The sequence below is a fragment of the Sphingomonas sp. Leaf9 genome (assembly GCF_001421355.1).
GTDB lineage: Bacteria > Pseudomonadota > Alphaproteobacteria > Sphingomonadales > Sphingomonadaceae > Sphingomonas.
On sequence record NZ_LMKC01000003.1, the window covers coordinates 382,273 to 395,943 of the forward strand.

General features: G+C 67.1%; 8 protein-coding genes and 2 tRNA genes. 3 read left to right on the forward strand and 7 right to left on the reverse strand.

The window, feature by feature from the left end; all coding sequences use genetic code 11:
* The first annotated feature begins 72 nt into the window (after positions 1-72).
* The gene (locus ASE58_RS09665) at positions 73-3,387 is read left to right on the forward strand and encodes an autotransporter domain-containing protein (RefSeq protein WP_235513554.1); all 3,315 of its coding nucleotides are present in this window, start codon (positions 73-75) and stop codon (positions 3,385-3,387) included.
* Positions 3,388-3,650: 263 nt separating this feature from the next.
* On the opposite strand, the gene ASE58_RS09670 is transcribed toward ASE58_RS09665, so the two are convergent.
* The 7 genes from ASE58_RS09670 to ASE58_RS09700 all read right to left on the reverse strand — a co-directional run bounded on the left by ASE58_RS09670 (position 3,651) and on the right by ASE58_RS09700 (position 9,548).
* Positions 3,651-3,726 (reverse strand) — tRNA-Lys (locus tag ASE58_RS09670).
* A gap of 13 nt (positions 3,727-3,739) precedes the next feature.
* Positions 3,740-3,815 (reverse strand) — tRNA-Lys (locus ASE58_RS09675).
* Between the two features lie 112 nt (positions 3,816-3,927).
* A complete protein-coding gene (gene rodA / locus ASE58_RS09680; RefSeq protein ID WP_055756334.1) occupies positions 3,928-5,064 on the reverse strand; it encodes a rod shape-determining protein RodA in 1,137 nt (378 codons plus the stop codon).
* Entirely contained in the window at positions 5,061-7,097 is a 2,037-nt protein-coding gene (gene mrdA / locus ASE58_RS09685; RefSeq protein WP_055820429.1) for a penicillin-binding protein 2, read from the reverse strand. The genes rodA and mrdA overlap by 4 nt, the downstream gene beginning before the upstream one ends.
* Complete coding sequence (mreD, locus tag ASE58_RS09690; protein WP_055820433.1) at positions 7,094-7,594, reverse strand: rod shape-determining protein MreD; 501 nt, start codon at positions 7,592-7,594, stop codon at positions 7,094-7,096. Before mreD ends, mrdA begins: the two co-directional genes overlap by 4 nt.
* Positions 7,591-8,490: a rod shape-determining protein MreC gene (gene mreC / locus ASE58_RS09695; protein WP_055756337.1), complete on the reverse strand. Its 900-nt coding sequence runs from the start codon at positions 8,488-8,490 to the stop codon at positions 7,591-7,593. The genes mreD and mreC overlap by 4 nt, the downstream gene beginning before the upstream one ends.
* A 17-nt stretch (positions 8,491-8,507) precedes the next feature.
* Positions 8,508-9,548 (reverse strand): rod shape-determining protein, encoded by a 1,041-nt coding sequence (locus tag ASE58_RS09700; RefSeq protein ID WP_055756338.1) that lies wholly within the window; start codon positions 9,546-9,548, stop codon positions 8,508-8,510.
* A 140-nt stretch (positions 9,549-9,688) separates the two neighbouring features.
* Between ASE58_RS09700 and mutL the strand changes: the two genes are divergently transcribed.
* Both mutL and paoC read left to right on the forward strand, forming a co-directional pair.
* On the forward strand, positions 9,689-11,464 hold the full coding sequence (gene mutL, locus ASE58_RS09705; protein ID WP_055820436.1) for a DNA mismatch repair endonuclease MutL: 1,776 nt from the start codon (positions 9,689-9,691) through the stop codon (positions 11,462-11,464).
* A gap of 12 nt (positions 11,465-11,476) precedes the next feature.
* Positions 11,477-13,654: an aldehyde oxidoreductase molybdenum-binding subunit PaoC gene (gene paoC / locus ASE58_RS09710; RefSeq protein ID WP_055820439.1), complete on the forward strand. Its 2,178-nt coding sequence runs from the start codon at positions 11,477-11,479 to the stop codon at positions 13,652-13,654.
* Positions 13,655-13,671 lie beyond the last annotated feature (17 nt).

Consider the following 13,671-nt stretch of genomic DNA (forward strand, 5'->3'; position numbering starts at 1 on the left):
GGATAGTAGATGGTATTGCGTCGGTCGGCGGGTTTTCGCCGGGTAGCTCGTTGCGCGCTGCTCACATCGGTCATGCCCTTCGCCATGCAGGCGCAGGCGCAGGAACGTCCGGTCGAATCGTTCGACGCGCCACATGTCGGGACGATTTCCGCCGCGCCGGTCAGCACCGCGCCGCTCAGCGTGTCGCCGGGTGGCGTCATGCCGGGCGGATCGTCGGTCGATGAGCCGCAGGTCGTCATCAATCCGCCGGGCACGCCCACGACCGCGCGCGATCCGAACGACATCACCGGCGTGGGCCAGATGTTCATCAACCAGGGCGGTGGCAGCCTGAGCCTGTGCACCGGCACGCTGGTCAATCCGCGCATGGTGATCCTTGCCGCGCACTGCATGAACACCAGCCCGGCCAGCGCCTATGGCACCGAATCCGGCAACAAGCAGATGGCGTTCGGCTTCAAGGCCGACAATCTGCAGGGCGTGCGCGACTGGCTGTTCGGTAATGCGACGACGGGCGTCACCGCGTTCCGTTCGACCCCGGCCAATGCCATGTTCAACGTCAATCAGGTGTCGTACCTGACCGACTCGCTGAAGACCGAAAATCGCGGCTTCCTGCAATCCGACGTCGCCATCGCGACGCTGGATACGCCGGCGGTCGGCATTCCCGCATGGGCGCTGCTGTTCTCCGCGCTGCCTGCGCCGTCGTTGATCAACAACGCGACCGGTACCGGCTATCACGTCGTCATCACCGGCTATGGCCGTAACGGCACCGGGCTGAACGGCGATACCGGCGGGATCGATTATCGCCGTCGCGTGGCGGAAAACTATCTGGGCGCTCTGACCTCGCTCAGCGACGTCGACATGTTCCTGTACGGCGATACCGCGCGCACGCTGAACCAGAACCTGTACATGACCGATCTCGACGATCCGCGGCGCGGCACGTCCTCGGCCAGCCGGTTCGACTTCAACCTGTTCAAGGACAATGCGCTTCCCAACGAAGGCATCACCGCGGGCGGTGATTCGGGCGGCCCGCTGATTCTCGACAAGGCGCTGGGCAAGCCGGTCGTGCTGGGCGTGCTGTCGGGCGGCACGCGCTATTATGCCGCGCAACCGTCTTCGTCTTATGGCACGACGTCCTTCTACCAGCCGTTGTACCTCTATTGGGACTATATCGTCGCATCGAACCCCTATCGCTATGTCAGCGCAAAGGCGGGCGATGCGAAGTGGAGCGACGCCACCCATTGGCAGACCGAGCTCGACCCCAGCTATCAGGTCATTCAGAACGGCAAGCTGGTGAACGGCGTGCCGACCACCGCCGGACAGGGGGAAGCCGGATCGGGCGGCGATTTCGGGCAGCTGTGCTTCGACGATGCGTCCGGCTCGATCTGCAAGGACCTGGCGACCGGCATCTATTATCAGGATGGCGTTGCAGTCGCGCGTGATCCGGTCGACACCGGCCCCGCCGCTAAGGCGGTTGGTGCGGCGACGCTGGCCAACGGCCTGCCGGGTGCTTCAAATTTCGTGCCCACCAACAGCGATCCGGTGAAGGCATCGGGGATCGTCGCGCGCTATTTCGACGTCACGCTGGGCGCGGCGGGTACGACGACGCTCGATACCACCGCCACCATCGACCGCCTGTCGATCGCCAATAGCCAGGCACGGCTGAACGTCACCAGCACCGGCTCGCTCACCAGCCTGATCGAGATCAACCAGCTGAACGGCCAGACCATCGTCGACGGGCGCGTGCGCACCGGTGGCGATTATTTCCTGCTGGGTGGGTTGCTCAGCGGGTCGGGCCGGGTCGATTCGCGCTTCCTGACCAGCGTCAGCGGCACGGTCGCGCCGGGAACGCTCGGCACAGTCGGTACGCTGACCATCGGCGGTAACCTGATCCTCGCATCGGGCACGCAGCTGGCGATCGATATCGGCAACAGTGGCGTGTCGGACAGCATCGCCGTCGTCCGCAATGGCACGACCGACGGTCTGGCCAGCATCGGCGGGTCGGTGCTGTTCAATCCGGTCGCCGGCAGCACCATCCGCTATAACAACAGCTACACGATCCTGACCGCCGCCGGCGAAATCCGTGGCCGCTTTGCCCAGCCGGGAGCGCTGAGCGCGATCCTGCGGCCGGTGCTGAGCTACACCGCCAACAGTGTGACCGCGCGGATCGATGCGGGCAGCTATGCCAATGTCGTCGCGCAGACGCCGATCCAGACCGCCTATGCGCAGCTGCTCGACCAGAACCGCGGCAATTATTCGGCGGTGTCCGAAGCCTATGGCATCCTCGACCTGCAGACGCAGGCCGGTATCCAGGCGTCGCTCGAGGGGCTGGCACCGCGTACCGAGGCGACCAAGCGCGCGATCGGCACGGCGGCGATGGATAACGTCGCCCGCTTCTATCGTGAGCGATTGGCTGCGATCGATCCGGCGCAGCCGCTGGGTGGCACGCTGGCGGTGATGGGCCGACCGACCGATGTGGTCGTCGGCGCGGTGATGACCCCGACCATGGGCGTCGCGGCGCAGACCGATGCGTCGGTCACGTCGATCCGCGAGGGCGTGTTGCCGGACGACGCCAGCGCGTTCCTGGCGGGCGGCTATATTCGCGGCAGTGTGCCGGGGATGCCGACCGCCAACCCGATGGGCGGCCGTGACGAATTCGACGGCTTCTATATCGCGGGCGGTGTCGAAAAGGCGCTGTCGGATACCGCCGTGCTCGGCTTCGGCCTGTCGTACAGCGATGTCGACGGGCAGCAGCGCTTTGGCCAGATCGCGCGGGGCGAGCTGATCCAGGGCACGCTGTATGGCAAGGTGCAGGCGCCGATGGGCGTCACGGTCGATGCGCAGTTCGGTGCCGGTGTGTATCAGGCGCGTACGAGCCGTAACGTGACGCTGGGCGCCACGCCCTTTACGCTGCGCGCCCGCGACAATGCGCTGGCGCTCTCCGCAGAGGTCGGGGCGGGCTATCTGTTCGGCACCGACCAGCTGCATATCGGCCCGCGCGTGGCGGTACGTGCCAGCCAGCTGGGCTTCACGCCGACGGTCGAAACCGGTGGTGGCCCGGCGCTTCGTTATGACGCGGAGAATTACACCAGCCTCCAGGGCCGCGCCGGTGCGGTGCTGGACGGCGCGTTCGGTGGTTTCCGCCCGTTCGCCTCGGCCTATTATGTCCGGGAGTTCGACGACGGCGCGGCGTTCTTCACCGCCAACTTCGCCAACGGCATCGGGCCGAGCGCCGCCTTCGCACTGCCCAGCCGTGACAAGGAATGGGGCGAAGTCGGTGGCGGCTTCGCGTTCGGCAGCGAAAAGGTTGAATTCTCGGTCGCGGCCGACACCACGATCGAACGCGACATCCGCAACCAGTCGTATCGCGGTACGGTGAAGGTGCGCTTCTGACAGGAACAGCCCGGCGCGGGCATCTGCGTCGGGCGAACCGGTGGAACAGGAAAAGGCGGCGGCCCCGATCGGGCTGCCGCCTTTTTTGTATCACGTCGAGACGACGGGCAAGCCGCGCGAGCCAGGTGTCATCGCAGCGGACGTAGGTCGCCACGAGGCATTGGCCTGAGGGCTCAGTTTCTGCCGAGGCGACAACCGCGACGGCACAAAGCAGCCAAGACGCCGCGTTCGTGGCGGACCATCGATATCGGAACTGGAAGGGGTGGTGGACGCACTTGGGCTCGAACCAAGGACCCGCTGATTAAGAGTCAGCTGCTCTACCAACTGAGCTATGCGTCCATACGCGGACAGGTGGTGGACGCACTTGGGCTCGAACCAAGGACCCGCTGATTAAGAGTCAGCTGCTCTACCAACTGAGCTATGCGTCCGTCGCCTGGGCGATGGGGCGGGCCGGGCTGGCCGATCCGCCGTTGGAGCGGGGCCTTTAGCGAACCTTTGGCCGCGCGCAAACCCTAATTTTCAAATCGCATGAAAAAAGCGTCAGAACCGGACCCGGTCGCGGTTTTCGCGGTCGATCGCCATCAGGATGCCGATACAGCCGAGCACCGTCATCTGCGCCGATCCGCCATAGCTAACCAGCGGCAAGGGGATGCCGACGACCGGTGCCAGCCCCATGACCATGCCGAGGTTGATCGCGACATAGAAGAAGATGGTGGTGGCGAGGCCGCCGGCAACCAGCTTCGAGAAACGTCCTTCCGCCCGCACGCCGACGCCTACGCCCCAGCGGACGAGCAGGATGAAGGCGGTGATGAGGAAGATGCCGCCGATCAGGCCCCACTCCTCCGCCATGGTCGCGAACACGAAGTCGGTATGCCCTTCGGGCAGATAGTCGAGATGGCTCTGCGTGCCGTTCAGGAATCCCTTGCCAAAGATACCGCCCGATCCGATCGCGATCTTCGACTGGCTGATGTGATAGCCGGTGCCGAGTGGATCGCTCTCGGGGTTGAGGAAGATCAGCACGCGGTTCTTCTGGTAATCGTGCAGCAGGAAGTTGAAGGCGAGCGGCGCGGCGATCGCGACGCCCAGCGCGCCACCGATGAAGAGGCGGAGGGGTAGGCCGGCCAGGAACATGACCGTCAAGCCGCCGGCGGTAATCATCAGCGCGGTGCCGAGGTCGGGTTGCAGCATCACCAGCACCACAGGGATGCCGAGCATGGCCGCTGCCGGCCACACCGCGCCGAAGCGGCGTATCTCGCCGGCGGGCAGCAGGTCGTAGAAGCGGGCGAGCGCCAGCACGATGGCCGGTTTCATAAATTCCGATGGCTGTACCCGGATGAAGCCGAGGTCGAGCCAGCGCTGCGACCCGCCCTTCACCGCGCCCACCAGCTCGACCAGCACCAGCATGACAGTGATGACGGCATAGGCTGGCAGGGCGATCCCCTGCCAGAAACTCATGCGGATGCGCGAGATGCCGATGGCGGCGAGGAGGAAGATGGCAAAGGCCAGCCCCTGCCGCGATGCCCAGGGCTGTACGCTGCCCCCGGCGGCGGAGAACAGCACCACCAGTCCGAAGCCGCCGATCGCGATCAGCAGGAACAATACCCGCCACGGCAGACGCGCGAGTGGCGCCGGAACGAAGCCTAGTCCGTGCGAGGTCGTCTGGTTGATGCGCTTCATTCGGTGCGTTCGGTCACATTGGATTGGGCGACGGCGGTGTCGGGTTCGCTCTGGTTCGAGGCGGTATCGACGACATTGCTGGTCGCACCTTCGACGTCGGCGGGCGTGGCGGGCACGGTGGTGATCGGTGCGGCCTGTTCGGCCTCGAACGCCTTCCACTGGGCATCCATCCGCGTCTGTACATTGCCACCCCATTCGCGTTCGAGCGGTTCGAGACGGGCCATCGCCTTGTCGCGGTCGAACAGCCACGACAGGATGTCGCTGGCGATCGGCGCGGCAGTGTAGATATGGCCTGAATGCTCCAGCACGACCGACACCGCGTAGCGCGGGGCGGCGGCGGGGGCATAGCCGATGAACAGCGAGTGGTCGCGCATCCGGAAGGGGACGGCACCGTCGCCCAGCACGCCGGTGCGTCGTTCCGCCATGGTGATGCGGCGCACCTGCGCGGTGCCGGTCTTGCCCGCCAGTTCGATGCCCGCCGGCAGCCCCTGGAACCGTGAGCGCCCGCCGGTGCCGCCGCCATTGACGACGGCCCAGGTCGCCTTGTGCACTGTCGCCAGCATCGCCGGGTCGATACCCATCGACGGCGCTGGCGTGTGCGGGGTGTCGAGCAGCAGGCGCGGTATCACCTGCCGCCCTTGCGCTAGGCGTGCGGCCATCACCGCCAGTTGTAGCGGATTGGTGAGCACATAGCCCTGACCGATCGAGGCGTTGACCGAATCGGCGACGGTCCATTTCTGCTTATATTTGCGCAGCTTCCACGCGCTATCTGGCACGGTGCCATAGCGTTGCGACTGGAAAGGAAGCTCGAACTTCTCACCCAGCCCCATCTGGCGCACGGTGGTCGCGAAGGCGTCGTAACCCAGCTCGCGCGCCATGGTGTAGAAATAGATGTCGCAGCTCTGCGCGACCGCGCCGATCATGTCGAGCGGCCCGTGGCCGCCGCGCTTGTGACAGTGAAAGCGCCCGGTGCCGACCTGCAACACGCCCGAACAATTGACGCGGCGATGCGGGTCGATCCCGGCCTTCAGGATGGCGAGGCCGTGCATCGGCTTCACCGTCGATCCCGGCGGATACAGCCCCTGCAGCGTCTTGTTCATCAGCGGGATATGGTCGTCGCCCGACAGCATCTTCCATTCCAGCCGGCCGATGCCGTCCGAGAAGCTGTTGGGGTCGTAGGCGGGCATCGACACCATCGCCAGCACGTCGCCGGTGACCGCATCCATCACCACCGCCGATCCGGAGTTCGGACCCAACCGCCGGGCAGCATATTCCTGCAGCCCAAGGTCGATGGTCAGGCGGACGTTGCGGCCCTGCTTGTCGGGCCGGGTATCGAGTTCGCGGACGATCTGGCCCCGCGCGGTAACCTCTACCCGCTTTGCGCCCGCCGTGCCGCGCAGCTGGGATTCCATCGCCTTTTCAAGGCCGTCCTTGCCGAGTTTGAAACCCGGTGTGACCATCAGGGGATCGCGCGTTTCCCTGAATTGTTCGGCAGTGGCCGCGCCGACATAGCCGGTCAGGTGCGCGACCGCGGCCCCTGGCGGATAGCTGCGCGAAAAGCCGCGGGTCGGTTGCACGCCCGGCAGTTCGGGCAGCCGGACACTGACCGCGGCAAAGCGTTCCCAGTCGAGATTCTCGGCGACCTGCACCGGCGTAAACTTGCCCGCGCGCTTCAGGTCGGTCTGAATTCGGGCCATGTCCTCGGGTGTCAGCGCGAGTAGCTGGCGCAGTTCGCCCAGCACGCGGTCGCCATCCTCCATCCGGTCGGGGATCAGGTCGACGCGAAAGTCGGTGCGATTGTTGGCGATCGGCGCGCCGTGGCGATCGATGATCCAGCCGCGCCGGGGCGGGATCATGGTCAGGTTGACACGGTTGCTCTCGGCGAGGAGATTATAGCGCTCGTTCTCGGCGACCGACAGCCATGCCATCCGGCTGGCCAGCACGACGCCCACCGCCACCTGCGCCCCGCCCAGCACCATTGCGCGCCGGGAAAAGCTGAACGCCTGCGCCGCCTCGGTGACGATCTTGCTCATTCATCCTCGCTACCGCCAAGTGCCGTACATAGCCGTGTGGCGGCGGGGAACAACGCTATCGAAACCACGATCTGAAAAATCAGCACGGTATCGACATGCGCCGACAGGCTGGTGGCGAAGGCACGGCCGGCGACCAGGCAGACGGCGATCGATCCGCCGGCCAGCAACCAGTCCTGCCAGAAATCGCGGGTGACGAGGCGGGTGTCGACCAGATCGAGCATCAGCGAACAAAGCTGCCACAACAGCACCGCGCTGCCCAGCGGCTGACCGCTCACCAGGTCGTCGAACAGGCCAAGCGGTGCTGCCGCCCAGACGGGCAGCGCGCCGGGGCGCAGCAGGCGCCAGCCGAGGAACATCAACAGGCCGAACGGCGGCAGGAACGGCACGGTCGCCACGACCGGCAACAACGTGACCAGCGATCCGGCAAGGATGCTGGCGACCGCCTTTCGCGTAAGGATACGTTCCGACCGATCGTCGTCGGGGCCGAGCAGCTTCATTCGGCGGCAGGCTTGGGCGTCGGCGTCGCGCTGGGGGTCGGGCGGGGCACCGGCGCGGGCAGGAAGGCGCGCTCGACCAGTGCGAAGTCCAGCCCGTCGGGTTCGGCGAAGACGCGGGCGGGTGCCACGTCACGCTGGCTCCGCGAGACGCGGGCGACCGGCACGCCCGGCGGATAGATCCCGCCGGTGCCCGAGGTGACGAACACGTCGCCGGCCAGCAGCGGGGCGTTGGCGATACCGGCGGCACGGACTTCGACCATGCCGTTGCCCAAGCCGACGATGATCGCCGACAGACCGTCGCGGGTGCGACGCACCGGCACGATGCTCTCCGGATCGAGGATCAGCAGGACGCTGGCGGTATTGGGGCTGGTTTCGATGACGCGGCCGATCAGGCCGTTGGGTCCGCGCACCGGCTGTCCGCGCAGCACGCCCTGGCCCGATCCGGCGTTCAGCGTGGCGAGGCGGCGGGTACTGCTGGCCGAGCTGTTGACCAGCCGCGCGGTCACCACCGGGGCGGCGGAACGATCGCGCAGGTTCAGCAACGTGCGCAGCCGGGCGTTCTCGCGGTTCAGCAGCCGCGCCTGCATCAGATAACGCCGCGTGGCTTCCTCACGCGCGCGCAGCCGGCGGTTTTCCGATACGGCACCGAAATAGTCCCCGATGCCGTCGGGTACCGAGGCCACGCCGTCCCATACCCAGTCGGCGCCCGAGGAAACCGGCGTCGTCGCCTCCCGCACCGCACCGCGCAGGGCGGCGAAGGCACGCGGGTCGATGATCGAGATGAGCAGCAGGATCGCCCCGACGAGCGCGCCGCTGGCCGCCAGCACATAGCCGGCGAACACCGTATATTGCGCCCGCCGCGAGAAACCCGGACGGTGGTTGCGTGGCGGCGCCATGCCCCCGGACCCCTATGTCAGACGGCGAGCAGGACGCCCTTGTAGATCGGATCCTCGAGCGCACGTCCGGTGCCCAGCGCGACGCAGGTCAGCGGGTCTTCGGCAACGGTCACCGGCAGGCCGGTTTCGTCGCGCAGCACTTCGTCGATGCCCTGCAGCAGCGCGCCGCCACCGGTCAGGACGATGCCCTGATCGACGATATCGGCGGCCAGTTCGGGGGCGGTGTTTTCGAGCGCGATGCGTACGCCCTCGACGATGGCGGCCACCGGTTCGGACAGCGCCTCGGCGATCTGGCCCTGGTTGATCTGGATTTCCTTGGGCACGCCATTCACCAGGTCGCGACCCTTGACGTAGATCAGCGTGCCGATCCCGTCGGCCGGCGGCTTGGCGGTGCCGACCTCCTGCTTGATCCGCTCGGCGGTGGCTTCGCCGATCAGCAAATTGTGGTTGCGGCGGACATAGCTGACGATCGCTTCGTCCATCTTGTCGCCGCCGACGCGAACCGAGGTGGAATAGGCGAGGCCGCGCAGCGAGAGCACCGCGACTTCGGTCGTGCCGCCGCCGATATCGACGACCATCGAACCGATCGGTTCGGTGACCGGCATGTCGGCACCGATCGCGGCGGCCATCGGCTCCTCGATCAGCCACACCTGGCTCGCACCGGCGTTCGACGCGGCGTCACGGATTGCGCGGCGTTCGACGCTGGTCGACCCCGACGGCACGCAGATCACGATCTGCGGCCAGCGGATGAAACGACGCTGGCCATGCACCTTCTGAATGAAGTGCTTGATCATCTGTTCAGCGACGTCGAGGTCGGCGATGACCCCGTCGCGCATCGGGCGAATCGCCTCGATCGAACCGGGCGTCTTGCCCATCATCAGCTTGGCGTCGTCACCGACCGCCTTTACCCGCTTCACGCCGTTCAGCGTCTCGACCGCCACCACCGACGGTTCGTTCAGCACGACACCGCGACCCCGCAGATACACCACCGTGTTGGCGGTGCCGAGGTCGATCGCCATATCGTGCGACATGAACTTGAAGAAACGCGAGAAGGCCATCGATACTTCCGTCCTTATCCGCGTGTCCCGACGCGGCGGTTCGCAGCTTGTACCTCGACCTGTCCGACCGGTTATCCGGTCGGTCGCACGGCGGCAGTTCCAGGTCGCGGGATGAGGCCGCTTGGGCTAGAGCGTCCCCCATGTCAATACGCCGTCTCCCCGAGCATCTCGTCAACCGCATCGCCGCGGGGGAAGTGGTGGAACGCCCCGCTTCCGCGCTGAAAGAACTGGTGGAGAACGCCATCGACGCGCGCGCCAGCCGTATACTCGTGCGCCTTGCCGGAGGGGGCATCGATCTGATCGAGGTCAGCGACGATGGCTGCGGCATGGGGCCCGCCGACATGGCGCTGGCGCTGGAACGCCATGCCACCTCGAAGCTGCCCGACGACCGCATCGAAGCGGTTACGACGTTGGGTTTTCGCGGCGAAGCGTTGCCGTCGATCGCGAGCGTCGCGTGCCTGTCGATCGAGAGCCGGCCGGCCGGGGCGGAGGGGTGGCTGCGCACCGTCGACAATGGCGAGGTGGTCGAGGATCGCCCCGCCGCCGTGCCGCCGGGCACGCGAATCCGGGTGGAGGGGCTGTTCGCCCGCGTGCCGGCGCGGCGCAAGTTCCTGCGCTCGCCCCGGTCGGAATTCGCCGCCTGCGTCGATCAGGTCCGGCGGCTGGCCATGGCGCGGCCGGATATCGCCTTCACCCTCGAACATGACGGGCGCCGCGTGCTGGGTGTGCAGGCGGGCGAGTCGCGGCCGGAACGCGTTGCGGCGCTAACCGATCGGGCGCTGGCGATAAATTCGGTCGGGCTGGATTGGGAGCGCGAGGGGATGCGGCTGGGCGGGGTGGCCGGGCTGCCGACCTTTCATCGCGGGGTGGCCGATCACCAATATCTGTTCGTCAACGGCCGGCCGGTGAAGGACCGGTTGCTGTCCGGTGCGGTGCGCGGTGCCTATGCCGAGATGCTGGCGCGCGACCGCCATGCCGTGGTCGCGCTGTTCCTCGACGTCGATCCCGACCTGATCGACGTGAACGTCCATCCGGCCAAGACCGAGGTGCGGTTTCGCGATCCGGCCGCTGCGCGCGGGCTGATCGTCGGCGGGTTGCGCCGGGCGCTGGACGGGGCGGGATTTCGCGCGGTGCAACGCCCGGCGGCCGATGCGATGGCCGCGTGGACCACCGAGCCGGTCGCGCCGGTCGCCGCGCCTGCTGCTTCCCTGCCGCCGTTGGCCGAATCGAGCGGATCATCGGGGTTCGCCTTTCATGATCGTCGCCCGACCTTCTTCGCGCCGCCGCCCCAAGCGCGGGCCGAGGTCGCGGTCGAGCCGCCGCCTGCCTCGACGCAATTCCCGCTCGGCGCGGCGCGGGGGCAGGTTGCGCGCACCTATATCGTTGCGGAGGCAGAGGACGGACTGGTGCTGGTCGATCAGCACGCCGCGCACGAACGGCTGGTGCTGGAGCGGATGCGGGCGGCGATGGCGACCGGCGGCGTCGCGCGGCAGGCGCTGCTGATCCCCGAGGTGGTCGAACTGGACGAAGTGTCCTGCGACGCGCTGGAGGACAAGGCGGTGGAGCTGGCCGAATTCGGGCTGGAGCTGGAACGGTTCGGCCCGCGCGCGATGCTGGTGCGGGCCACGCCGGCGATGCTGGGGCAGGGCGATGTGATCGGGCTGGTCACCGACCTAGCCGACGAGATTCGTGCGCACGATGCCGCGCTGTCGCTGAAGGAACGGATCGATCATGTCGCGGCGACGATGGCGTGCCATGGATCGGTTCGCGCCGGCCGGGTGTTGTCGGTGGTCGAGATGAACGCCCTGCTGCGCGAGATGGAAGTGACGCCGCATTCGGGCCAGTGCAACCATGGTCGCCCGACCTGGATCAAGCTGGCGCATGGCGACATCGAAAAGCTGTTCGGCCGGAAGTGAGGAAATAGCGCCATGAAGTTCACCGAAGCCGCCGGAGCGAACCCGACCGATACGATGCGGGTGCTCGGCCGTCCGACCGACCGGATCGAAGGGCCGCTGAAGGTCAGTGGGCAGGCGACCTATGCTGCCGAATTCGCGCAGCCGGGGCAGGTGCATGGTTTCGTCGTCGGCGCGACCATTGCGATGGGGCGGATCGTGTCGATCGATACGGCGGAGGCGCTGGCCGCAGCGGGTGTGTTGACGGTGGTGACGCACGAAAATGCCGGACCGCTGGGGATCGGTGACGATCACAAGGTGCCGATGCTGGCCGGGCCGCAGGTCGATCAGCTGGGGCAGGCGGTCGCGCTGGTGGTGGCGGACAGTTTCGAGGCGGCGCGGGCCGCCGCACGGCTGGTGCGGGTCGACTATGCCGCCGATGCCGGGGCGTTCGATCTGGGCGATGCGGCGGAGCGTGGCGCGGACAAGCCGTTCCGGTCGAACGGGCATGGCGATTTCGATCGCGCCTTTGCCGATGCGCCGGTGCAGGTCGACGCGACCTACACCACCCCCGACCATGCCCATGCGATGATGGAGCCCTATGCGTCGATCGCGGCGTGGGACGGCGACACGCTGACGCTGTGGACCGCGAACCAGATGGTCGACTGGGCCGCGCGCGACATGGCCAAGATCCTGAACATGCCGAAGGACAAGGTGCGGATCGTCGCGCACCATGTCGGCGGCGGATTTGGCGGCAAGCTGTGGGTGCGGGCCGATGCGGTGCTGGCCGCCATCGCCGCGCGGCAGATTGGGCGACCGGTGAAGGTCGTGCTGACCCGCCCGCAAATCTTCAACAACACGACGCATCGGTCGTCGACGATCCAGCGGCTGCGGCTGGGGGCGTCGGCCGATGGCCGGTTGCAGGCGATCGCGCATGAAAGCTGGTCGGGCGACCTGCCCGGCGGCAGTCCGGAGGGAGCTGGCGCGCAGACCCGGCAACTCTATGCCGCGCCGCACCGGCGGGTGACCGAATGGCTTGCCGAACTCAATCTCCCCGAATCGAGCGCGATGCGTGCGCCGGGCGAGGCGGTCGGCATGATGGCGATCGAGGCGGCGATGGACGAGCTGGCCGAAAAGCTGAAGCTCGATCCGGTCGAATTGCGCGTGCTGAACGATACGCAGGTCGATCCCGAAAAGCCCGAACGGCGCTTTTCCCACCGCGACCTGATCGGGTGCCTGCGCGAAGGGGCCGATCGCTTCGGCTGGAGCGCGCGTAATCCCACGCCGGGGCAGCGGCGCGACGGGCGCTGGCTGGTGGGGATGGGCATGGCGGCGGCGTATCGCGGCAACATGGTGCTCAAGTCGGCGGCGCGGGTCGGTATTGCCGGTGACGGGCGGGTCACGGTGACGACCGACATGACCGATATCGGCACCGGCAGCTATACGATCCTGGCGCAGACTGCCGCCGAGATGCTGGGCGTCGAGCTGGAGCAGGTTGCGGTGCGGCTGGGAGAATCGGGTTTTCCGGTGTCGGCCGGATCGGGCGGACAGTTCGGCGCGAACAGCTCGACCGCCGGCGTCTATGCCGCGTGTGTCGGGTTGCGCGACCGGATCGCACAGGCGGTCGGCTTCGATCCTGCCACTGCGCGCTTTGCCGACGGGCGGGTATGGTCGGGCAACAAGTCGGTCGCGCTGGGCGAAGCGGCGGGCGGCAAGGGGATCGAGGTCGAGGACCGGATCGATTTCGGCGACCTGACCAAGAAATTCGTGCAGGCGACGTTCGGCGCGCATTTTGTCGAGGTCGGCGTCGATGCCGACACGGCGGAAGTCCGCGTCCGCCGGATGCTGGGCGTGTTCGCCGCCGGCCGCATCCTGAACCCTAAGGCGGCGCGTAACCAGATTCTGGGCGCGATGACGATGGGGGTCGGCGCGGCGCTGACCGAGGAACTGGTGGTCGATCCGCGGCTGGGCGGGTTCATCAACCACGACTTTGCCGAATATCATGTGCCGACCCACGCCGACATTCCGCATCAGGAGGTCGTGTTCCTCGACGAGGAAGACCCCTATTCGTCGCCGATGAAGGCAAAGGGTGTGGGCGAGCTGGGCATTTGCGGCGTCGGCGCGGCGATCGCCAATGCGGTGTATAATGCGTGCGGGGTGCGGGTGCGGGAGTATCCGATCACCGTCGATAAGGTGCTGGCGGCGCTCAACTGACCGCGCCGCCCGTCATC

Bases quoted from the DNA above. Each gene is read 5' to 3' on its own strand.
- ASE58_RS09665 (WP_235513554.1), top strand. From the start codon at position 73: ATGCCCTTCGCCATGCAGGCGCAGGCGCAGGAACGTCCGGTCGAATCG.
- rodA (WP_055756334.1), bottom strand. From the start codon at position 5,064: ATGAAGCGCATCAACCAGACGACCTCGCACGGACTAGGCTTCGTTCCG.
- mrdA (WP_055820429.1), bottom strand. From the start codon at position 7,097: ATGAGCAAGATCGTCACCGAGGCGGCGCAGGCGTTCAGCTTTTCCCGG.
- mreD (WP_055820433.1), bottom strand. From the start codon at position 7,594: ATGAAGCTGCTCGGCCCCGACGACGATCGGTCGGAACGTATCCTTACG.
- mreC (WP_055756337.1), bottom strand. From the start codon at position 8,490: ATGGCGCCGCCACGCAACCACCGTCCGGGTTTCTCGCGGCGGGCGCAA.
- ASE58_RS09700 (WP_055756338.1), bottom strand. From the start codon at position 9,548: ATGGCCTTCTCGCGTTTCTTCAAGTTCATGTCGCACGATATGGCGATC.
- mutL (WP_055820436.1), top strand. From the start codon at position 9,689: ATGTCAATACGCCGTCTCCCCGAGCATCTCGTCAACCGCATCGCCGCG.
- paoC (WP_055820439.1), top strand. From the start codon at position 11,477: ATGAAGTTCACCGAAGCCGCCGGAGCGAACCCGACCGATACGATGCGG.